We start from the raw sequence: 21,911 nt of genomic DNA, 5'->3' as shown, positions 1-21,911 counted from the left end.
ACAGTCGTATTATTTTTACCCACACCTAATCAATTGAAGCTCAACCACCCTATAAACTTGAAGGGTTTTCTAGCAATTCTGCTACCCTGTTAAGAACTCGGCCCGCGTCACCACCATCAATCACCCGGTGATCAAATGTCAAATTGAGCTCAGCCTCCACCACTGGAATGAATGCTCCGACCTCATCTGACCATACAGGCTTCTTCACACCAGCACTAATTCCTAGGATCAAAGTCTCATTCGGCAAAGGAATAGGCGTCCCCCAGGTCAGCCCAAAGGTTCCAAAATTCGTCACCGTGGCAATGCCTCCACGAGTATGCTCCTCAGTCAACTTACGAGCCCGCGCTAACTCTACCAACTTCGCATAGTCATTAGTCAAATCACGCACAGTCTTCGTATCAACATCGCGAACCACAGGCACCATCACTCCATCATCCACCTGTACCGCCAGACCAATATCAAATGCCCTCGGATGCACAATCTTACCACCAATCAAATACCCAGCCGCTTCAGGATACTCAGCTAAAGCCAATGCAAATGCCCTCAACACATACAAGGTCAGGCCTGGCTTGGGCTGCTGCGCCGAACGATGCGCTAACAACTTATCCATCACTATCGGACGCCCCACTGATGCCAATGGCCGCGTCCACGACCTACGCATCGCATCAGCCACAGCCAAGCGCATCGGCGATGCCGAAGAAGACGGCCAAGAGCTGATATAATCCAGAAATTTTTCTAAGTCCTCTACCGTCACACGACCACCCGCCCCACTGCCATTGACTGCAGAGATATCTGCTGCCTGTAGACCCAGCTCGTTCATCCGTGCACGCATCCGCGGAGAGATGTAATGAGCCCCCTTCTTCCCCATGGGCACAGGCAAGCCCTGAACATTGGGCTCGACCGCTTTCGGCTCAAAATAACCACCGCCCTCAGTCTTAAAATGCAGGTTGGCCTCTTCCGCCTCCTCGGCGGTTCCCTCAGCCCCTTGAGCTTCTTCCACAGTGCTCACACCGGTGCGCGCAATCTCCTCTTCGGTGACATCAATCACTCCCAACACACTCCCCACTGCATAGCTCTCTCCCTCCTCAGCACACAGCTCCTTGATCACACCTCCACAGAGTGTCGGCACACTCATTGTCGCCTTGTTTGTCTCCACCTCGATCAAATCTTCATCAGCACTCACTACGTCACCCACTCTAACATTGAACTTCACAATGGTGGCTTCCGCAATTGACTCGCCCAGTTGAGGCATAACTATTGGTACTTCAGGCATAGCTAAATTCGTTCTTTAATAAGCAAGGAGGTTTCGTAACGCGGCACAAATCGACTCAGGCGTCGGACGGTGCATCGCCCATAACTTAGGGTGGTAGGGCACTGGTGTGTCCTTGGCATTCAGGCGCATCGGAGGCGCATCCAACAAATGAAACCCGTCCGCACACACGCGACTCACCACTTCAGCGGTAACCCCTCCCCATGGAAAGGCCTCACCAAGCGCGAGCAAACGCCCTGTGCGCGCTACCGATGCCACCACCGTGTCGGTGTCTAATGGCTTCACAGATCGTAAATCGACCACTTCAATCTCCCAACCACCTTCTTGGTATAACATGTCAGCCGCTCGAACGGCTTCATGTACCATCGCACTGTATGTCACCACAGTAGCATGCTTCCCACTACGCGTGATACGCGCCTTGCCAATAGGCAAATCATCCCCCTCGTAGTTCTCGCTCTTTAACCAGCGGTACAGAAATTTATGCTCACAGTAAATCACTGGATCATCCAAATCCACCGCCTGCAGTAACATCGAATAAGCATCTGCAACAGTCGCCGGAGTCACGACCACCGTTCCTGGATAGTGCGCATAGATGCTCTCCATGCTCTGACTGTGAAATGGTCCAGATCCAGGTGTCCCTCCTGACGGCATCCGTACCACCAATGGCACTGGCACTCCCGTACGGTAATAATGCGTCGCCGCCTGATTGACAATCTGGTTGAAAGCAACCGATGAAAAGTCAGCAAATTGCATCTCAACAATCGGCCGCATCCCCTCAATCGCAGCCCCCACTGCCATACCAATCATGGCATCCTCACTAATGGGTGAGTCAATCACACGATCTGGCCACTGCTCTTGCAGCCCCTTTGTCGCCTTAAATGCACCACCAAACTTACCAATGTCCTGTCCGTAGAGGAAAACCTTGGGGTTGTCTGCTAGCGCCTTTTCTTGCGCATCTCGAATCGCGTCAATATATGTAACAGCCATGCTCTACTCTATATAACTCTCTACTGGAGCCCTCCTAAACTAGGACTCGAAATCGCTGTCCATTCTTCCTGATACGGGTTCGGCCCATCTTCTCGTTGCGCCGTCGCCACCGCTGACTGGGCTTCCTCATTGATCTCCTCCAACCACTGCCCGTATTCCTCCTCACTCAACCAACCTCTCTCTATCAACTGGGCTTTGCCCACTTCAATACAGTCGCGCCCGTAGCGCCCGTCCCTCACCTCCTGCGGCACATAGGAACCATCATCGTGCTCACCATGACCTGTGAGTCGCAACAATTTTGCCACCACCAATTGAGGCCCCCCTCCAGCCCGTGCTGCAGCTACGGCATTGCCAATCACCTCTGCACAAGCAAACAAATCCGTCCCATCTACTGAGTGACCTGCTACTCCATACCCCTGAGCCCGATCCACTAGGTCGTCACAAGCATATTGCTTCTCCGTCGGCGTCGAATACGCAAACTGATTGTCCGCAACTACCACAACCATCGGTAAACGCTCAACCGCTACAAAATTTAACCCCTCGTGAAATGCTCCAGTCGAGGTCGCCCCATCACCAATACAGGTCGCTCCAACACAACCATCTAACTCCCCCTTCAGCCTTTTCGCTAACAATGCGCCACCCACTTGTGCTACTGCTGCCCCCAAATGGCTGATCATCGCCAAGAGCCCATCCGCTGGCCTCCCACGGTGAATGTTTCCATCTCTCCCCCGCATCGGCCCTTTCGCTGATCCCAAATACGTACGCGTCGTGTCAAGTGGGTCCTCCCCAAATGCCATCCGACCAGCTTGGTCGCGAATCAAAGGTGCAAAAACATCTTTGCCCCACTCCAATGATGTGCCTAACGCAGCCGACACAGCCTCCTGCCCCTTGCCCAAATAGACTCCCCCCACTATCTTTCCCGCCTTGTACAAGTTACTCAACTTCGTCTCAATCACCCGCCCCCTCAACATAGAGCGATAGATTTCACGTGTGAAATCTTTGTCAGGTGTTGATGCTGCCGTGCTGCTCTCTTGCTCCGTCACATCGGGAGTCTATAAACACGAGACTTGATCTAGCAACAGGTTTCTGAACTTCCCAATTTTTTTCTTAAGAAATGCTAATTGTTTGAAGCCAAGCCCCCTTTAGCCTCTGTCATTACCATCACCTCCACCCGCCCCACACCCACCTTGACGAAATAGACTAGTTTTTAACAAGTGCGACTTTTTGATTGTCGATTTTGTTAATTCCGACCATAACCCCGACACTTCGTTCTAGCACATCTAGAGACCCCACTAAAATTTTACCCAGAATCAATTATATCTTATGAAACCAACACTCCTCGTTCTCGCTGCTGGTATGGGCAGCCGCTATGGTGGCCTCAAGCAAATGGACCCAATGGGACCGAATGGTGAAACTGTTCTCGACTACTCAGTCTACGACGCCATCCGTGCAGGCTTCGGCCGCGTCGTTTTCATCATCCGTGAAGACTTCGCTAGCGAATTCAAGGAACAAATTGGTAGCAAGTTCGCAGATAAGATCGAAGTCGACTACGCCTACCAAGACCTTAACGACCTCCCAGAAGGCTTCACCCTTCCAGAGGGCCGCACTAAACCATGGGGTACCACACACGCCATCCTCGCCGCGCGTAACATCATGCCCACTCCATTCGCCGTCATCAATGCAGACGACTTCTACGGCAGTGATTCCTTCAAACAAATCACTTCCTACTTCGATGAAACTGCCAAGTCCACCGACGGTGTCGACCATTACTGCATGGTTGGGTACAAACTCGAAAATACCCTCTCCGACCACGGTAACGTCAACCGTGGCATCTGCACCGACGTCGACGGCTTCCTCAGCAATGTCGAAGAACACCTTGATATCGAAGTTGAAGCCGATGGTATCTGCCGCGGTGAAAACCTTTCCGGTGAGCGCGTCGAACTCTCAGTCAACTCTATCGCTTCCATGAACTTCTGGGGCTTCCCACCAAGCCTCATGAAAGACCTCGAAACACACTTCATCGAGTTCCTTAAAGAGCGTGGCACCGAAATGAAATCTGAGTGCTACATCCCTACTGTAGTCGACGAAATGCTCAAGTCTGGCAAAGCGGACTGCAATATCCTTGAAACTTCCAGCTCCTGGTTCGGTGTCACCTACCCACAAGATAAAGACATGTGCGTAGCAAGCATCACCAAGCTCGTTGAAGACGGTGAATACCCAGCTGACCTCTGGGGCTAAACCGCATATCCCTTCCCTAAGGCGGTCTTCAATGAGACCGCCTTTTTTCATGTTCCTTTAGCAAATCCAACACACATAACTAATATGGCTGCACCTACAGAAAATAAGCACGATCTCACCCACGTCGCATCGCTCTTCGATATGAGAGCCGACCTCGTTCACGGCCACCCATACGGCTCAGGACATATCAACGATACCTACTGCGCCTACTACGACCAAGCTGGCCAGCGTATCCGATACATCCACCAACGCCTCGCTGAGAATGTCTTCAAAGAACCAGTCAAGTTGATGGAAAACGTCGGCCGCGTCACCGACCACGCCTTCAATAAACTCGTAGAAGAAGGGAACCCTGAAGCACACCGCCGCACCCTCACTTGTATCAAGTCTACTGAAGGCAAACCCTATGCTGTCGATAAAGACGGCTCAGTGTGGCGTACCTACCCGTTCATCGAACGCGCACGCACCTACGACACCATCACCAGCACTGACCAATGTGTCGCTGCTGCGAAAGCATTCGGCGAATTCCAAAAGTTGGGTGCTGACCTCGGTGGTGAGCCACTCTTCGAAACAATCCCTAATTTCCACAATACAAAGGTGCGCTTCCAAACGCTGATCGAAGCCATCGAGAAAGATGAACACAACCGTGCCAAAGACGTCGCCAAAGAAATCGAATGGTTCATGGCTCGCGTCGACGAAGGCAGCAAAGTGGTCGACATGCTCGAAGCGGGTGAAATCCCAGTGCGTGTCACCCACAACGACACCAAACTCAACAACGTCATGCTCGACGACGTCACTGGTGAAGGCATCTGCGTGATCGACCTCGACACCACAATGAATGGCTCCGCTGTCTACGACTTTGGTGACATGGTTCGCACAGCCACTTCACCAGCTGCCGAAGATGAAAAAGACGTCTCCAAGGTCACCATGCGCATGCACATGTTCGACGCTCTAGTGAAAGGCTACCTCTCCAGCGCCAATGCCTTCCTCACCGACAAAGAACGTGAACTCCTTCCATTCGCAGGGAAACTCCTCACGCTCGAATGTGGTACTCGCTTCCTTGCCGACTACCTCATGGGCGATGTCTACTTCAAAATCCACCGCGACGGCCATAACATCGACCGCACCCGTACACAAATCGCTCTCGTCGAATCCATCGACCAACAAATGGGCGAAATGGAAGCTCTCGTACAAAAGTACTCAGTCTAACTAATCACCCCATTCTTCCAATTATGAAAATTCTCGTCACTGGCGGCGCCGGCTTCATCGGCTCCCACATCGTCGAACATTTCCAAGGGAAAGCTGAGGAAATCCGCGTGCTCGATAACCTCCGCACAGGCTACAAACACAACCTCGACGGACTCGATTGCACCTTCATCGAAGGGTCTATCACCGACCGCGAACTCGTGAAAAAAGCCGTCGAAGGCGTCGATTATATCTTCCACATGGCTGCCATGGTCTCCGTTCCTGAATCCATGAGCAAAATCAGCGAATGTGTGGAAATCAATGTCAACGGCTTACTCAACGTCCTTGAAGAAGCATCCGATGCAGGCGTCAAAAAACTCGTCTTTGCCTCTTCTGCCGCAAACTACGGCGATAACCCGACGGTCCCGAAGCTCGAGACCATGTACCCAGAGCCAAAGAGCCCCTACGCAATCACCAAGCTCGATGGGGAGTACTACCTCGAGATGTTCCGCACACTCGGCAAACTTGAGACCACTTCTATCCGTTTCTTCAATGTCTTCGGCCCACGCCAAGACCCACAAGGAGCCTACGCCGCTGCAGTGCCCATCTTCATTGAAAAGGCAGTCAAAGGTGAGGACATCACAGTCCACGGCGACGGCGAACAAACCCGTGACTTTATCTATGTGAAAGATATCGTCGGCGCTCTTGTCTTTGCTGCTACTACCGAAGGCGTGCACGGTACCTTCAATGCTGGCTACGGTGGCCAAATCACCATCAACGACCTCGCAAATAATATCCTCGATACCGCAGCGACTGAGTCCAAGCTCATCCACGGCCCTGAGCGTGCAGGCGATGTGAAACACTCGCGTGCGTCTTCAGAAAAACTCCGTGCCGCGGGCTGGAAACCTCAGCACACCCTCGAAGAAGGCCTCGCCGCCACCTTCGAATTCTTTAAGGAAAAAGTCGGCGCCTAAGCCACTGAACACACTCTACACCAAAAGGGTTCATGGAGTCACTCCATGAGCCCTTTTTTCTTTCCCCCTCCGCTCATCGCCCCCTCTCCTCGATACACTGGTTCGAAAAAAAACTCCTCGACCTAGCCCTCCTCCCCAGCAAATAAAATATTGAGAAGCGACTGACTATTTAAATGTTACAAACTATCACAAAAATCGATAGTTTGACGTAACTCCTCCCTCTCGCCTACTATCTACGACCAGATTCCCCCAGACCAACTAGAGGAAGTTCGTATTGCTCCTGTCGTATAAAATCCTAGGACTGATTCGCCTTTCTAAACCTGCCCCCCTACAAAATCCATAGCACGATCTACGCGGAATCCATCACTTTTCTGAGACGCAACGGGGGGAAAACATTGAGCAATACATGCCTCAATGCAGCTTACCTCCTCAGCGCCCTGGTACTATGCTCTCTACTTCTAGGCTACACAACACGTGCTGCCGAGTGGAATGGCGGTGAAGATTGGGACCTCTTTGATTGCCCAGAACGCAGAGCCATGTGGGTTTGGAGCCCAGTCTCGATGACGGGTACAAAAACTGAAAACCGCTCGTGGGATCCCACACCATCCACCCCACGCAATGCCCAAGACCGCTTCTTTGAAAACTATAAAGGCTCACAAGACCTCTTGTTTGATTTCTGCCAAAATAAGTCAATTCGCGTGCTCTATTTCTTCAATGGCGTTTGGGAGTGGGATCAAACTGACTTTGACGCCACCACACCACGTATCCCCAATGAAACCGCATTCGCAAGCTTCGTCGCCGAAGCCAAGCGTCGAGGTATCCAAGTCTGGCTCATGACCTACCTCTGGGACGACCCGAATGATGCGCGCATGACGCAATCAAGTAACAAACAGGCTATCAAGCGCATGGCTCAGGCAGTGCACAACTTCAACCTAAGCTACCCAGATAGCCCGCTCGCTGGTTTGCACCTCGACCAAGAACCGGGCGACACGACAGTCTATGACGACCTACTCGACACCATGAAAATCGCCCAGGACTGGATCGATTCCAACGCCACCGGCCTTCTCATTTCCCAAGCACTTCGACCGAAATGGAGAAACCAAAATATCACTTGGAATGGTTCTACCAAACCCATGAACGAGCACATTATGGAAATCATCGATCACGGTGCCTATATGTCATACAACGATGACCTCTCAGTTGTTCATCAATGGCTCCCCCCCATCATCAACCATGCCAATGCGCATGGCAAAAAAATTGCTTCCGGCTTCGAAGTCACCGACTACAAAGGAATGTGGCCCAATTCCGACGAAGAAACTTGGTGGGAAGAAATTCGCAACGAACCACTTGCCACACGCTTCAAAGTCGATCCATCTGGCCCCGTCACTTTTGAAGACGCCATGCACGACGTCGTCGCCAACTACGCAGCACAACCAGGATACGACCGCCAAGTCATCCATAGCTATGCCGACTACTTCGAACATTGGTTTGGCCAGAGACCGCGTGATTACATCCTCAGTCTTCCAAATGAAACCTACGACTCCGAAAACGAAAACCCCGCTAAAGTGGACCTGTTTGCAGACACGCGAGAGCTCGTAGGGATAACGCCAAACTCTGAAGAACACGCCCAAACTAGCACCTTCGCTCTCACCGTTATCGACGGCTCAGGCTCCGCCACCTTAGAACATGGGCAAGTAGCACACATTATCGCCAACACAGCTCCCGCTGGCTACCATTTCGCCTACTGGAGCAGCTCCGCTGGAGGCAGCTTTGCCAACGCTCAGGCCACAAACACCCAATTCACGATGCCTAACAATGCCACAGAGGTGACCGCAAACTATCAACTCAATGATTACGACGGCAACTCCCTCAATGATGCTTGGGAACGCACACATTTCGACAACGCTGGTAGTACTTCCCCCAACGCCGACGAAGATGGTGATGGCTTCTCCAATTTTGAAGAAATGGTCTTCGGACTCGACCCTAACCAAAAAGACCCAGCACATGCAGCGACCCACCTCCAAGTCGTACAAGTCGAGGGTACGACAATGCTCCAATTCTCTTTCCGTCGTCCGCTCAACCACGGCTCTCTAGATGTAAGTTACCACCTAGAAAGCTGCTCTCAACTCTGTGATGAGAATTGGACAGTCAACACAACTCCACCCTCATTCAGTGACGACGGTACCATCCAGTGGGTCAGCTACTTACTCCCGATAGAACTACAGCAATCGTTCTTCCGCTGCACAGTAACTAGCAACCCCTGAGTGAAGACACTCCTCCGAAGCTCACCCTTATCCTGTGAATGACAATGGAAGAGTGCGCCTCCAACGTCCAGGACTCACAGTATATTCTTTTTGAAAGGCAACACTGAACGCCCTTACAGAGGCATAGCCAACCGCATGAGCCACACCTTCCACCGTCATATTCGTCTCCTTAAGTAATTGAGCCCCCCGTTGCAACTTCCCCCTCCTCAGAGCTACCGACGGCAATTCCCCATGAACATCAAAATAACGTCTCTCCAAAGTACTCCTCGAGACTCCTGCTGCTCTCGCCAAATCCTCAACACTGAGCTCTTCCTGAGAGCCTTGCTCCACCAGACGTGCCACCTTCTCCATCAACTCTCCCACATCCTCTTTCCCATGTACCGTCGAAGCCCTCAGGACCACACGACCAGGCTTCAACCGCACCCTTTGCCCATCAGTCAAACCACGATCAATGAGATCAATAGCACTCTGGGCCATCCTAAACCAAGGCATTGCAACCGAGCTCACCCCCATGGGTGCAAAGCGCACCTGTAGCGTGTCACCCCTCCCTAGCACCCCAACAGCCCCAGGAACATCGATGCCCAGCCTCTGGCACAACTCTACCACTAACAACGCTCTCCCATCGTGGAAGGTGTAATAAAGCGTTCTCTTCTCTTCGCTACCCAGCTGTTTCATGAACTCAGGGTGCGCTTCCACCCACCTGTCAGTTGAAACCTCAAAAGGTTTTTCCTCCACCCCCAGTGCATCAAAATCACACCCCGCCTCAGTACAAGCCTCCAAGAACGATTCTAACACAGGCTCTGAAGACTCCCGCAAAGAGGTCGTGTAGAGAAACACCACCTTCTCGAAGCCCCCATAGCAGGCGTGACGTACCACCTCATCGGCCAATGCTCTATCAGATAAAGCCACCGAGTGAATAGACGCGTGAGCCTCCGATGCCAAATTGACCACTGGCACCCCTCTATTCAAGAGCGGCCCTACGACCTCCTCGCTCAGGGGACAGGCAATCACTACCCCCTCAAATGCTAGTGACTCAATCTCAGGAAATGGATCATCATGCGCACTGAATGGGATGCTCACCATCGAATAACGACGCCCAATATCCGGTAACTCAATCAAGGCATCCAAAAACCGGTAAGGCATCTCGTACCGCGATGACAATAAACATAAAATGACAGGTAATTCCCTCTTCATGCGCTAATACTCGTAACATTCAGCTAAAATTCATCAATCTGTTTTTTTTGCCACCAGCCCACAGTATCACACTCCCAATATGATGAAACTATTGCCACTTCTCACGCTTCTCCCACTCAGTCTACAAGCCAAAGAAATCACACTCAATTGGTCGGACTCCGTCGAACAACAATGGATCGGCAGACATTTCTGGCAAAACTCCTACCGTGACTGGGCTCAGAAAAATGGCCGTATCGAAGTCGTTCAGCCCGGAGGCAATCGCTCCGCCGTAGTCACCAGCCATGCCATCGACGCCAGCCAAACATTCAAGCTAAGCACCAAACTAGGCATCCTCCAAAAACCATCGGCGAACAAGACCGGCTGGGGGGGCTTCAAGCTAGGTCTCAGAGGCCAGTGGACGCACGCCAAAACATGGGAAAACCAAGCGATGACCTGCCGAGGCACAGCCGCCGGCATCACAGCTGATGGCAGGCTCTTCATCGATCAAATCAAGGACAATGCCCCTCAATTAACCACCCAAGACCTTGTCACCCTCACCCTCGAAGCTATTCCATCAGGCGCAGACCTCACACTCGTCCTCACCGCAAAAACAGCCACTCAAGAACACTCTATCACGACCAAAGTCCCCCAACAGCAAATCACCGGGATGTTTGCGCTCACCTCACACAACGGCTCCCTCAAAAACAACAAATTCGACGACAATAAAGGCAACAAAAATGGCCAACTCGCCCATTGGTTTGATGAACTAACAATGAATGGCAATGCCATTACTGCCACCCCAGAACGCCAATTTGGCCCCATTGCGTTCAACCAATTTCTCACCTCATCCGACACACTGCGGATGAATGTCCAACTCCCACCTCTCGATATCAAATATACAGATGCCATCAACTTAGAGGTCCAACAAGATGGCGCGTGGCGCAAAATAGCCGCGGCCACTTACCACCAACCCTCCAGCACAGCACTCTTCACCGTGCCCGACTGGGACACGTCTACCACCACCCCATACCGGGTCACTTGGCTGGGTACCGGCTTCGATGGGAAAACCTACACCCACCATTACCCTGGAACCATCATGGCCGAGCCTAAACAATCCAACGTCACGCTCGGCTCATTCAACTGCATGTTCTGGACGGGCTTCCCCTATGCAGACTCGGTCTCTAACATGAAAAAAAGTAAGCCTCATATTCTCGCCTTCACAGGCGACCAACTCTACGAGGGCGCTGGAGGTTATGGCTGCATCTTTGGCCCTTATGAGGACGCCCGTCTCAACTACTTTCAACACTGGTTTCTCCATGGTCTCGCCTTCCGTGACCTCCTCGCCAACACCGCTAGCATGACCATCAACGACGACCATGATGTCTTTCACGGTAACATCTGGGGAGAAGCTGGCAAAGCCGCCGACATGACACAGTCAGGTGCAGCAAACCAACAAGACTCAGGTGGCTATAAAATGTACCCCCAATTCGTCAATCTCGTCCAGAAATCCCAATGCGGCCACCTCCCCCCATCACCCGACCAAGCCCCCGTAAAACAAGCCATCGAAACCTACTACACGGATGTCCGCTACGCGGGTGTCTCATTCGCCGTCCTCGAAGATCGCAAATGGAAATCCGCCCCAAAGAACATCCACCACAACCAAGAAGTCTATAACGGCTTCTTCAAAGACCCCGACTACGCAAGCAATGCCAGCCAAATCCGCAAAGATAGTGCCCACGCTGAACTCCTCGGTAAACGCCAAGAACAATTCCTCGAAACTTGGGCCGCCGATTGGTCCGATCAAACTTGGATGAAATGTGTCGTAAGCCAAACCGCCTTCACCACCGCTGCCACCAATGGACTCAATATCAAACACCCATGGGACCGCTACGATGACAAAAATTTCCCAGAAGCTGGTGCGTGGCCAAAGAACGCTCAAATCCCTTCCCACGATATGGACGCCAATGGCTGGCCAGCTGTGGCCCGCGATCGTGCCGTACACATTATGCGCAAAGCATTCGCTCCCCATGTCACAGGTGACCAACACCTCGGTTCAATGATCCGCTACGGAATTGAAGAACACGACTCTGGCAGTGTGGCCTTCTGTGTCCCCGCTGCCGCCACCGGCTGGTCCCGCCTCTGGATGCCCAAAAAACCAGGCATTCTAGACGAGACCTTCATCGGCAAGCTCAACGGCGAGGGCTTCTCCTTCGACCCCAAGCACTACTGTGGCAAGTTCCTCGATGGTCACGGCAATAAATTCACCATGCTTGCCGCTGCCAACCCTCAAAAACAACAGAAACGCCAGCCCCATTCCTACTACGATCGAAACCCTGGCTACGGCGTCATTACCTTCCATAGAGAGACCCACGATATTACCCTAGCCGCCTGGCCTGCCTACGCCGCCCCCGGTGGCCAAGGCGATGAAGGACGCCCCTACGCAGGTTGGCCACTTACCATCAAACAAACCGATAACTACAACAAATCAGCCAAAGGCTTCCTCCCCACCGTCTCACTCGGAAACTCACCCGTCGTTCAAGTCATCAACGATACAAACGGAGAAATCGAATACACGATCCGCCCCTCCGGTGATACTTTTAAACCACGCGTCTTTGATACCTCCTCACTTTACACCCTGCGTGTAGGAGACCCCGACGCCGAAACCTGGCACATCCAACAAGGGCTTAAAGCTCAAGCCCAATAGTCCTCTGGCAAAAAAGGCTCACGGTCGCCTGACTGTGAGCCTCTTCATTTGCACATCGTAACAACACTATTATCTCGCCTGAACGGGCTTCATACTAGGATCGTCCCCCAGCGCCTCCATCTTCGCATCAAGCTCGCTCTGCAGTTCCTTTTGAATCCGCGCGTACTCAGCATTTCCATAGAGATTGCGCGCCTCACTAGGGTCTTTTTTCAGGTGGTAAAGCTCGTCCTTCCCATCAACGCGATAATGACGCACCAACTTCCACCCATCCTTGCGCCACATCCGCATCGAATGCTTCGCATCATTGACCATGTGGTATTGCCCAAACACCCCCTCGCGCCAGCTATCTACCTTCTCACCACGTAATAACTTACTAAAATCATACCCTTGATTCTTGGGTACCTCCTTCACTCCTAGCATCCCTAACACTGAAGCAAAAGTGTCCACATTCGCCGTCTCGGCCTCAATCACTGTTCCTGGCTTCACCACCTTTGGCCACTTCACTAACAATGGAACACGTAGTGAACTCTCATACATATTAGGGCGACAACCATTCTTACCCTCCACCAGCCAGTAGCCATTCCCCTTAAATCTCAACCCATGATGCCCCATATTGTAGCCATGGTCACTCGTGAACATCACAACCGTGTTCTCACTCAGCCCCAGCTCTTCTACTTTATCTATAATCCGCCCCAAATTCCGATCCACCGATGCCACTGCCGTCAAGTAATCCCGCATCAGCTTCTGTGTGTGTGGCTTGAGCCCCGGATAATCGGGAAGCTTTGGCTTTAAGCCCTTCGTCTTCTCCTCGTCTTGCTGAGGCATCGGTCCATAAGGGGCATGCGGCTCCCGGTAGTGCACTAGAAGTGCAAATGGTTCTTCCTTTTGCTCTTCTATAAAATCCAGAGCCAAATCTGTGGTGATATCCACGCTGAAACCTGGGTATTCCTTCATCTCTCCATGCTGGTTTACAAAGACATTCTTCTTTGGCGACCATCCACCGGATAGATTGCCCACAAAATAATCAAAACCATTCGCACCCGGCTTGTAAGCATCCGCACTCCCCAAATGCCACTTCCCAACTAAGCCCGTCGTATAACCTTTCCTACGCAATACCTCAGGCCAACTCACAAACTTCTTACTCAAACCTAACTTCTTCGACTGCCCCCCAGTCAACCAATCCGTGATCTCTAACTCACTGGCATGACGCCCAGTCAAATAAGTCGCACGACTCGGTGAACAAACCGGCGCATTGACAAAGGCATTCGTAAATTTAGCTCCATCCCTCGCCAAACTGTCCATGTGAGGCGTCTCAATGTCAGACTGCCCATAACACCCCACCGACCATAGTGACTGATCGTCCGTCACCACCGCAATAATATTCATAGGCTCCGCCACTACTTGACCCAATATTGCCACCAACCCACTCAGAATACTTCTATACATAACTCCCATCTACGCCCCCCATCCCCCCATCTTTCAAGCCAAAACCCCACCATGACTATGCTGTTTTAAACATTTGTATTGTCAAGGAATGTTAAATAAGTGCGTCTCTGCTTACCTCCCGCAATTGTATTGCGTCGTTTAACTAACAAAAACTAACTACTATGAAGAGAATTGGATCCCTCATGTTCTTCCTAGGAGTCGGCTCTGCCGTACTCCACTTTGCTGACCGCGAATTTATCCTCCTAATGTGGATTGATGCTTTCGGCCCAACAATGGCTTGGGTCATCCGCGGAGCTATGGCCCTCGTTGGAGCCTTCCTATGGCTCACAGGTGCTGACCCTGAAGCGGAGTCTGACTAAGCCCGTCCCCTCCTTTCTCACTCACATGGCGAGCCCATGTGAGTTTTTTTGTTTCTTAAACTCCGTCACAGTCCCCGTTGCGCTGATCACTCATTACACCTTTGATAACACCCACAATGAAGGCTCGAGTGACAAGCGCCATGGCAGCCTGAATACTGGCTCAGAATCCTATGGCGCACACCATAAACATCCTGGCACACTCCAGAATACGCTTTGCCTGACTAGTTCTATTCCGCTTGCTCATCCCCCCATTCCCTGCTTAGGTGCGCAGCAGAATCAAACGCGTGCCCAGCACGCACCTTCCTCACTTTTAACCAAAGCATTATGAAAATCGTAGTAGCCTACTCTGGTGGCCTCGACACTTCAGTCCTACTGAAGTGGCTCAAGGACAAGTACAACGCAGAAATCATCGCCTACTGTGCGGATGTCGGCCAAGCTGAAGAACTCGACGGCCTAGAAGCCAAAGCCCTCGCCACAGGTGCCTCCAAGTGCTACATCGGCGACCTCAAGGAAGACTTCGCTGAAAACTACATTTTCCCAATGTTCCAGGGCAACGCTCTCTATGAAGGCCGTTACCTACTAGGTACCTCCATCGCGCGCCCATGTATCTCTAAGGGTATGGTCGATGTCGCCATTGCGGAAGGGGCCGACGCCATCGCACACGGTGCCACTGGTAAAGGAAATGACCAAGTACGCTTCGAACTCTCCGTCGCTGCTCTAGCTCCTAACATCAAAATGATTGCCCCATGGCGTGATGACGAATTCCGTGCCCAGTTCCCTGGCCGTGCCGAAATGATCGCCTACGCAGAGGAAAACAACATCCCAGTCAAAGCCTCAATGAAAAAGCCATACTCCATGGACCGTAACTTGCTTCACATCTCCTTCGAAGCTGGCGCCATGGAAGATGTCTGGCACGACGCCACTGGCGAAGACGACAAAGACATGTACGTCCTCTCAGTGTCTCCCGAAGACGCTCCTGACACTCCTCAGTACGTCCAGTTCCTCTTTGAAAAAGGCAATGTCATCGGCCTCCAAACTGAAGGCCTCTCCGAGCTCATTACAGAACTCGGTGACGTGACTCCGACTGGCGAGCAAGACGGCTACACCCTTCTCAACCCATACGGAGTAATGCGCGTGCTCAACGCCCTCGGTGGCAAACACGGTATCGGCCGTGTCGACCTCGTCGAAAACCGCTTCGTCGGTATGAAATCTCGCGGCGTGTACGAAACTCCAGGTGGTACCATTCTCCTTGCTGCCCACCAAGACCTTGAAACTCTCACTGTCGACCGTGAAGCTCAAGCCGTGCGCGATAGCCTCATGCCCAAGTACGCACAACTCATCTACAACGGCTTCTGGTTCGCTCCTGAACGTGAAGCCATCCAAGACCTGATCACTTCCACCCAGCGCACCGTCACTGGTGAAGTCCGTCTCAAACTTTACAAAGGCAACTGCATGCAGGCTGGCCGCCGTTCACCACTCTCACTCTACGACGAAGATGTGGCATCCATGGAAGGCGCAGAAGAAGGCAAAGAAGAAGCTTACAACCAAAACGACGCCACCGGCTTCATCGCTCTCAATGCCCTCCGCCTCAAGGCTACCGCCCGTCAAAAAGACCAAGGCTAAAGTAGCCTAACAAACTATTCTATCAAAAGCGCCGCGTTCAAATGAGCCGGTGCTTTTTTGTATCCAGTGAAAACTCTTGCGCGGGATCCGAGCACAGGCTCAAGCAATCTACGTAGCCCTCGAAACCTAAGAACAAGAAAGTCTAAGTAAAGCTTTTGCCGCCCCCCTACTAAACCATCCAGAAGAAGTCTGAAGAACTCGCTGCTTCTAGTCCCTTTCAGCCTTCATTGACATCAAAGGTCTTAACAACGACGCCTTGAAAAAAGTCAAGTAGCCCCCCTACTTGACTTAATTGTTCCTAATCTCATTGGCTTCAAATTGAAACCTGCGTTTTCACCTCAGATTAGAAGGCCAGCAATCCTATAAATGTGCCCATTACTTCATTATGATGTGCCACTTCAAAACTCTCTCTCTGATTCTTTCACTCGCCTTCACAACTCCCCTAACAAGCAAGGCTGGGCATTACAAAGTCATCCTACTTACGGGAGATAGCAATGCGCTAGGTATGACGGCAAGTGGGGAAAATGACACCAGCCCGGGCTCTGACCCAGCAGATCAAAGCATCCAATTTTTTTGGAACAATCGCGCCAGCGCCACAACCACCATTGGCACCTCATCTGATGGACTTACCTCACTGCAAAGTCAACAAGGCAACTTTATTCTGAATAACACCACCCACTGGGGTCCAGAGATACAGATGGGACGTACCCTATACAGAGCTGGAGTCAAAAATGCGGCCATCATCAAAGTCACCAGCGCAGAGCCTCTTGGAAATTCAGCATGGATCAAAGGTGGAGCAGCGGGCTATATGTATAGCCAGCTCATAGACTCAGTGACAGCGGCAACTACCACGCTCACCCAGCAGGGTCACACCTATGAAATCTGCGGCTTAATCTATCAGCAAGGTGAAAATGATTCGCCCACAGAGGCTCCAACTGCTGGCACAAGAATCATGGAGCTAATAGCAAACCTCCGAGCCGACCTCCCGAATGCGAGTGCCATACACACTGTCATCAGCGGCGCAGCTACGAACAATAGTGTTGCCGACACCCTTCACTCCCAACACATCGCAATAGCAGCTGCAAATGCGGAAGTGAGCTTCGTCTCAAATCTCGATCTGAACGCCTACCTGTACAATGGAATTCATACCAATAAAGATGCCAAGCTCGTTACTGGAGAGAGAGCCGCCCTCGCTCTTCTGGACGCTGGTGCCGTCAGTCGACACTACGGTATGCTTGCCTTCATCGGTGACTCTATCACCCAAGGAGGCAATGGGGATCATCCATCCTACCGTTACAACGTCTTTGCTCACCTCGCACTCAAATCAGTGCCGAACAACGCCTCCACTGGCTACAAGTTTGTGGGTTCTGTCACTGGTCCCTACAACAACTCCACCCTAACAACTCCCGACATCAATGGTCAAAGCTTTGAGAACGTCCATGAGGGCCACTATGGATGGAGGGCATTCTGGCTCAATGGTCGCAAGGCACTTCCTAGCAACCGCCGCAGTGCCAACCGAGGAGAAGGCACCATCCTCAATTGGACGAACCAAGCAAGCCCCCAAGAATATGACCTCAACAGCCTTGGTAACAAAGTCGCCTACCCAGATCCAACCGCATCGGGCACAGGTAATACAGGAACCACTTACACGCCAGACACAGTGGTCATGCTCATCGGCATCAATGACCTAGGCGATTGGCCGTACGATGCAGTGCAGGCAAATGCGGACATTTCTCTCATGATCGACCAACTCCGTGCAGCCAACCCCAATGTCCACATCCACCTCAACCTCGTACTCCCTACCGATCGCGGCCTGAGCTGGGAAAGTACAAAAATCGACGAACTCAATGGCTACCTTGTCAGTCTAGCAGAAACGAAAAATGCCGAGTCTACCACCTCTCCGGTCTGGATTGTCGATGCCGCATCTGGTTTCACCCCATCTACGATGGCCTACGACCGACTTCACCCAAATGCCCTTGGCGAAGCACACATTGGAGACCTTGTGGCTGCCTCACTCGGCCTGACAGAGTCACCTCTACCTGCGGCACCTGTGACCCCACCACATATCGAAAGTTCATCCACAACCTTCAGCCACAACTTCGAAGGCAATGCTATCTACAATGGCTCTAACTATATCAACAATTGGACCGAACATAAAGGCAGTGACACGACTGAGGGCCTCGCCACCGATGAAACCAACCTGCGCCACACCCATATCAATGGCAGTGATTCATGGATCGCGGGAACTAACACTGGCTGGGCAGATATCCACAAGGGAGACTGGACTTGGGAAACTCGCCTAAAATTCCACGCCAACCCGAATGGCTACTTTCTCTGGATCGGCACTGGTAATGGGCGTATTTACATCGAAATCCACGGAGATAAAACCAACGACTACGGTAGCCAAAACTTTACGACCTACCACAACAACACCGACGGAGCATTCCACACATTCCGCGTGCTCAATGACAGCTCAGCTGGCAAGTATCACGTGTTCCGTGACGGCGTACGACTCACCAACATGGACGGCGTCGCCTACGATTCCTATGCATCTGAAAGCCGCTTCTTCATGGGCGACTACACCAGCGGTGGCTTTGGCGACAACTATGATGTCGAAATCGATTATGTGCGCTACGATCAAGGAGGACTCTACTTACCTCCTGGTGCTGATAGCGACAATGATGGACTGTCAGATGCTTGGGAATACCAACATTTTGGTCACCTCACTTCGACTCACCCCAATGCTGATGGTGACTCGCGCAGCAACCTAGAAGAATACTTAGCCGACACTATACCAACTAACCCAGCCTCTCAACTAACCCTCCAAGCACTCACCAAAGTAGGGACTACAACCACACTAACAATCAATAGCTCGCTACAACGCAACTATAGCCTATATCGATCTTCAGACCTTGGCACCCAAGACCCATGGTCCATCGTCGACGGACCTCTTTCTGGTAATGGCTCGCTCCTTTTGCTAAAAGACACATCGTCTCACACGAAAGCCTTCTACAAAGTCGAAGTTTCGACTCAATAACCAGCCACTATGCCGTATCGCGCCCAACGCCTATCAGTACTCGCTCAAACAATTGAACTCATCCGTGACGGCATTCTCAGTGGCCGCTGGAAAGATGCCCTGCCACAGGAACGCCTGCTCTGCGAACAACTGAATGTCAGCCGTAGTACCTTAAGAAGAGCCTTACCCAAAATACAATCTTTAGGACTGATAGAAGATGGACAACGCGGCGTGCGGCGTAAAATCATCCTACCTAATGGTTCCCAGCATGTTCCACATTCTGAAAAATCAGATAAAGCACGCATTATCTGGCTCACCAGAGATGAGATCGACACCCTGCCCAATATTATCAAAACCCTCTATATTGAGCTGCAAAAACGCCTCGAACAACAATCTTGTGAGTTGCGTATTTTAACAATCCCACACAAACCATTCAATGAGCCCGAAAAGTATCTAGCAGAATGGTTGGGCGAGCAATCGGCCTCTGCCTGGATACTCCATTCCATGCCAGATAAAGTACAAGTCTGGTTTTCCAACAAACAAGTGCCAGCATTTATCTTCGGCAACAAAGCCCCCAATATCGAACTCGGAGCTATCAACATAGATAATGGACCCGCGATCACACATGCCGTACATTCACTGAGAAAACTCAAACATAGCCACCTTGGTTTACTTCGATCCAGCGAAGATCTTGTCGGTGAAAATAATTCTGAAAAGTCATTCCTAGACGCACTGGAGGCAAACGAGACCCCCTACATACTCAATGCGAGCTCCCACAATGACGAACTTCACACGCTCTTTTCAAGAGTCTACTCAAAGGCCAAAAAGGCGAGCCCTACTGCTCTCATCTGTACGCTCCCACACTTTGCCTTATTTGCCATGACTTGGCTTGCTAAGCACAAAATTGATGTCCCCCAACACGTCTCTATCGTCCTCCTCCGCCCAGCTGAGACCTCTGACTATATATACCCTCCCATTTCTCACTACAAAGTTTCTGAGCATACCATTGTACCGGCCGCCCTTCCAGCCCTCATGGACCTCGTGCACACACAAGTTTCTCCTCAGAGAGAGATATCGCTCGTCCCTGAATTTTACCACGGACAGACAATAGCTAAGGCTCCTAGGCTTCAAGATGGTACCTGCGTAAAAAAATAGCTCTGTGGGGAGCTTACACCGACCATGGCTATGTTAATTGGAGAGTATCCACTCCCAATGATGATGTATATGCCGTGATCTTTGAATCAAAGCTCACAAATTCTATCAATACCCTAGCAATATGAAACTACTTACTACAGCTGCCGTGATTGGTGTAGCTTCAATGGGCGCTTCTCAGGCCGCGCTCATTTTTGATACTCTTCCAATCAACAATTCAGGTCAGTCTGACAATCTCGGTCAGAGCTTTACAACTGGAATACTCGGAGCGGAAAATATTTTGAACACGATTGTTCTCCAAGGCGCAACCAACGCGGGAAGTGGAACAGAAGACTTCAATGCCACACTCCGAATTTATGCTGACCTCAGCGGTGACCACACAGACTGGAACCAAGGTGCGCTCTTAGCATCTTCCGACACTCAAGCAGTCTCTCTAGGAAACAACACCACATTCACCTTCAGTGGACTTAACGCGATCACACTCAATGACAATACTGTCTACCTCATTGAATTTGATGACGGTTCCACTAGCAATGCCCGCCTCGCCTTTGGTTCTGATCCAGGGACTTTAGGGAGTTCTGGCGGTGAAGCATTCCGTTTCATCGACTCCGGCGCAGGTACTGCTTCTGTACTTTCAGGCAACGACTTCGCGCTCCAAATCAACACTACAGCTGTCCCTGAGCCGAGCTCAACTGCTCTTCTTGGGCTTGCTGGCCTCAGCCTCCTGCTTCGCCGCAGAAGATAAACAGGCTCCATTCGTATTTTATGTTCTTCCTCATACCTTCGGGTATGAGGTTTTTTCTTGGCAACCCAATGCTCAATGCACCTACTCGACTCCGAGTGGTTGCTTGTTTATTTCTGCGCGTCCGTACACCTCGCGCGTGCACATCTTATCTTGGCACCCCCTGGACCTCACTGCCACGGACACGCTTTCTGCGCATACGCTGCCTTCACACTCCTCAGCCACACATTCCAATATTCCTTCTTAGGGCTCTTAGCCGGAAGATAAAGCGGGTCGAGAGCCGGATCTTCATCCTTCAAGGCTCGCTCCAAATCACTCAGTGGCACCCATGCAAAATAACGCTTTTCATAATTCCAGACCGCCAGTTTATTCTCTAACGGATGTTGCTGGATCCGTATTGCAGGCGCATATGGAACCTCTGCAAAGTACATCGTATACCCATGAGACACCACTGGCTTTTGCCCTCTAATCAATTCTAGCAAGTCAGCTTTCTGGTAAAACCCGCGTGTTTCTTCAGAGGCTTCACGGGCCGCTGTCTCTTCTGTACTCTCCCCCTCATTTGCTCCGCCCCCAAATGCACTCCAACCACGTTGTCCGACCACATCGTCAGCGAGCAACAAATACACCTCCTCACCTGACTTAAAATACAATACAATCCCCGCCGGACCTGCCGCCTCTATCACCCCACAAAATAACATTGTGCTGAAAAATAAGTATCGGATCAAGCGCATCATACACCCCATGAGTATTCCCAGCCCGCTCCCCCGTCGAGCTTCATTGT

At 51.5% G+C, this 21,911-nt stretch carries 16 protein-coding genes; 10 read left to right on the top strand and 6 right to left on the bottom strand.

Annotated features, from left to right (window positions below; all coding sequences use genetic code 11):
* Window positions 1-49 precede the first annotated feature (49 nt).
* Genes ACFSW8_RS05700 through ACFSW8_RS05690 form a run of 3 tightly spaced genes read right to left on the bottom strand, consistent with a single transcriptional unit; the run spans window position 50 to window position 3,300 of the window.
* Window positions 50-1,273: a dihydrolipoamide acetyltransferase family protein gene (locus ACFSW8_RS05700; RefSeq protein WP_377086404.1), complete on the bottom strand. Its 1,224-nt coding sequence runs from the start codon at window positions 1,271-1,273 to the stop codon at window positions 50-52.
* A 15-nt stretch (window positions 1,274-1,288) separates the two neighbouring features.
* Complete coding sequence (locus ACFSW8_RS05695; protein ID WP_377086405.1) at window positions 1,289-2,257, bottom strand: alpha-ketoacid dehydrogenase subunit beta; 969 nt, start codon at window positions 2,255-2,257, stop codon at window positions 1,289-1,291.
* Window positions 2,258-2,277: 20 nt separating this feature from the next.
* Window positions 2,278-3,300, bottom strand: coding sequence for a thiamine pyrophosphate-dependent dehydrogenase E1 component subunit alpha (locus ACFSW8_RS05690; RefSeq protein ID WP_377086407.1), 1,023 nt, complete (start codon window positions 3,298-3,300; stop codon window positions 2,278-2,280).
* A 280-nt stretch (window positions 3,301-3,580) separates the two neighbouring features.
* Here ACFSW8_RS05690 and ACFSW8_RS05685 point away from each other — a divergent pair, with 280 nt between their 5' ends.
* The 4 genes from ACFSW8_RS05685 (at window position 3,581) to ACFSW8_RS05670 (ending at window position 8,915) form a co-directional block, all read left to right on the top strand.
* On the top strand, window positions 3,581-4,495 hold the full coding sequence (locus ACFSW8_RS05685; RefSeq protein ID WP_377086411.1) for a nucleotidyltransferase family protein: 915 nt from the start codon (window positions 3,581-3,583) through the stop codon (window positions 4,493-4,495).
* 84 nt (window positions 4,496-4,579) lie between these two features.
* Window positions 4,580-5,701, top strand: a complete 1,122-nt coding sequence (locus ACFSW8_RS05680; RefSeq protein WP_377086413.1) for a phosphotransferase enzyme family protein — start codon at window positions 4,580-4,582, stop codon at window positions 5,699-5,701.
* A 23-nt stretch (window positions 5,702-5,724) separates the two neighbouring features.
* Window positions 5,725-6,651, top strand: a complete 927-nt coding sequence (locus ACFSW8_RS05675) for an NAD-dependent epimerase/dehydratase family protein (RefSeq protein WP_377086415.1) — start codon at window positions 5,725-5,727, stop codon at window positions 6,649-6,651.
* 395 nt (window positions 6,652-7,046) lie between these two features.
* Window positions 7,047-8,915 (top strand): InlB B-repeat-containing protein, encoded by a 1,869-nt coding sequence (locus tag ACFSW8_RS05670; RefSeq protein WP_377086417.1) that lies wholly within the window; start codon window positions 7,047-7,049, stop codon window positions 8,913-8,915.
* A gap of 27 nt (window positions 8,916-8,942) precedes the next feature.
* Here the strand turns inward: ACFSW8_RS05670 and ACFSW8_RS05665 are convergent, their stop codons facing one another.
* Window positions 8,943-10,109, bottom strand: a complete 1,167-nt coding sequence (locus ACFSW8_RS05665) for a helix-turn-helix domain-containing protein (RefSeq protein ID WP_377177677.1) — start codon at window positions 10,107-10,109, stop codon at window positions 8,943-8,945.
* A gap of 79 nt (window positions 10,110-10,188) precedes the next feature.
* Here ACFSW8_RS05665 and ACFSW8_RS05660 point away from each other — a divergent pair, with 79 nt between their 5' ends.
* Window positions 10,189-12,792, top strand: a complete 2,604-nt coding sequence (locus tag ACFSW8_RS05660) for an alkaline phosphatase D family protein (protein ID WP_377086421.1) — start codon at window positions 10,189-10,191, stop codon at window positions 12,790-12,792.
* A 69-nt stretch (window positions 12,793-12,861) separates the two neighbouring features.
* Here the strand turns inward: ACFSW8_RS05660 and ACFSW8_RS05655 are convergent, their stop codons facing one another.
* Window positions 12,862-14,238: a sulfatase family protein gene (locus ACFSW8_RS05655; protein ID WP_377086423.1), complete on the bottom strand. Its 1,377-nt coding sequence runs from the start codon at window positions 14,236-14,238 to the stop codon at window positions 12,862-12,864.
* Between the two features lie 161 nt (window positions 14,239-14,399).
* Here ACFSW8_RS05655 and ACFSW8_RS05650 point away from each other — a divergent pair, with 161 nt between their 5' ends.
* From ACFSW8_RS05650 to ACFSW8_RS05630, 5 genes are all read left to right on the top strand, one after another.
* On the top strand, window positions 14,400-14,597 hold the full coding sequence (locus tag ACFSW8_RS05650; RefSeq protein WP_377177675.1) for a hypothetical protein: 198 nt from the start codon (window positions 14,400-14,402) through the stop codon (window positions 14,595-14,597).
* A 324-nt stretch (window positions 14,598-14,921) separates the two neighbouring features.
* Entirely contained in the window at window positions 14,922-16,220 is a 1,299-nt protein-coding gene (locus tag ACFSW8_RS05645) for an argininosuccinate synthase (protein ID WP_377086427.1), read from the top strand.
* Window positions 16,221-16,605: 385 nt separating this feature from the next.
* Complete coding sequence (locus tag ACFSW8_RS05640) at window positions 16,606-19,257, top strand: GDSL-type esterase/lipase family protein (RefSeq protein ID WP_377086429.1); 2,652 nt, start codon at window positions 16,606-16,608, stop codon at window positions 19,255-19,257.
* Between the two features lie 9 nt (window positions 19,258-19,266).
* Window positions 19,267-20,391 carry a substrate-binding domain-containing protein gene (locus ACFSW8_RS05635; RefSeq protein WP_377086431.1) on the top strand — a complete coding sequence of 375 codons (1,125 nt, stop codon included), beginning with the start codon at window positions 19,267-19,269 and terminating at the stop codon, window positions 20,389-20,391.
* Between the two features lie 121 nt (window positions 20,392-20,512).
* The gene (locus ACFSW8_RS05630) at window positions 20,513-21,133 is read left to right on the top strand and encodes a PEP-CTERM sorting domain-containing protein (RefSeq protein WP_377086433.1); all 621 of its coding nucleotides are present in this window, start codon (window positions 20,513-20,515) and stop codon (window positions 21,131-21,133) included.
* A gap of 167 nt (window positions 21,134-21,300) precedes the next feature.
* Here ACFSW8_RS05630 and ACFSW8_RS05625 read toward each other — a convergent pair.
* Window positions 21,301-21,911: NUDIX hydrolase (locus ACFSW8_RS05625; RefSeq protein ID WP_377177673.1), on the bottom strand; the 611-nt coding region annotated here is incomplete at its 5' end.

It is taken from the genome of Rubritalea tangerina, from assembly GCF_042683245.1.
Classification (GTDB): Bacteria; Verrucomicrobiota; Verrucomicrobiia; order Verrucomicrobiales; family Akkermansiaceae; genus Rubritalea; species Rubritalea tangerina.
Note: the sequence above shows the minus strand (reverse complement) of the source record. Positions and strands in the feature narration are given on the sequence as shown.

Bases quoted from the DNA above. Each gene is read 5' to 3' on its own strand.
- ACFSW8_RS05700 (WP_377086404.1), bottom strand. From the start codon at position 1,273: ATGCCTGAAGTACCAATAGTTATGCCTCAACTGGGCGAGTCAATTGCG.
- ACFSW8_RS05695 (WP_377086405.1), bottom strand. From the start codon at position 2,257: ATGGCTGTTACATATATTGACGCGATTCGAGATGCGCAAGAAAAGGCG.
- ACFSW8_RS05685 (WP_377086411.1), top strand. From the start codon at position 3,581: ATGAAACCAACACTCCTCGTTCTCGCTGCTGGTATGGGCAGCCGCTAT.
- ACFSW8_RS05680 (WP_377086413.1), top strand. From the start codon at position 4,580: ATGGCTGCACCTACAGAAAATAAGCACGATCTCACCCACGTCGCATCG.
- ACFSW8_RS05675 (WP_377086415.1), top strand. From the start codon at position 5,725: ATGAAAATTCTCGTCACTGGCGGCGCCGGCTTCATCGGCTCCCACATC.
- ACFSW8_RS05665 (WP_377177677.1), bottom strand. From the start codon at position 10,109: ATGAAGAGGGAATTACCTGTCATTTTATGTTTATTGTCATCGCGGTAC.
- ACFSW8_RS05660 (WP_377086421.1), top strand. From the start codon at position 10,189: ATGATGAAACTATTGCCACTTCTCACGCTTCTCCCACTCAGTCTACAA.
- ACFSW8_RS05655 (WP_377086423.1), bottom strand. From the start codon at position 14,238: ATGTATAGAAGTATTCTGAGTGGGTTGGTGGCAATATTGGGTCAAGTA.
- ACFSW8_RS05650 (WP_377177675.1), top strand. From the start codon at position 14,400: ATGAAGAGAATTGGATCCCTCATGTTCTTCCTAGGAGTCGGCTCTGCC.
- ACFSW8_RS05645 (WP_377086427.1), top strand. From the start codon at position 14,922: ATGAAAATCGTAGTAGCCTACTCTGGTGGCCTCGACACTTCAGTCCTA.
- ACFSW8_RS05640 (WP_377086429.1), top strand. From the start codon at position 16,606: ATGATGTGCCACTTCAAAACTCTCTCTCTGATTCTTTCACTCGCCTTC.
- ACFSW8_RS05635 (WP_377086431.1), top strand. From the start codon at position 19,267: ATGCCGTATCGCGCCCAACGCCTATCAGTACTCGCTCAAACAATTGAA.
- ACFSW8_RS05630 (WP_377086433.1), top strand. From the start codon at position 20,513: ATGAAACTACTTACTACAGCTGCCGTGATTGGTGTAGCTTCAATGGGC.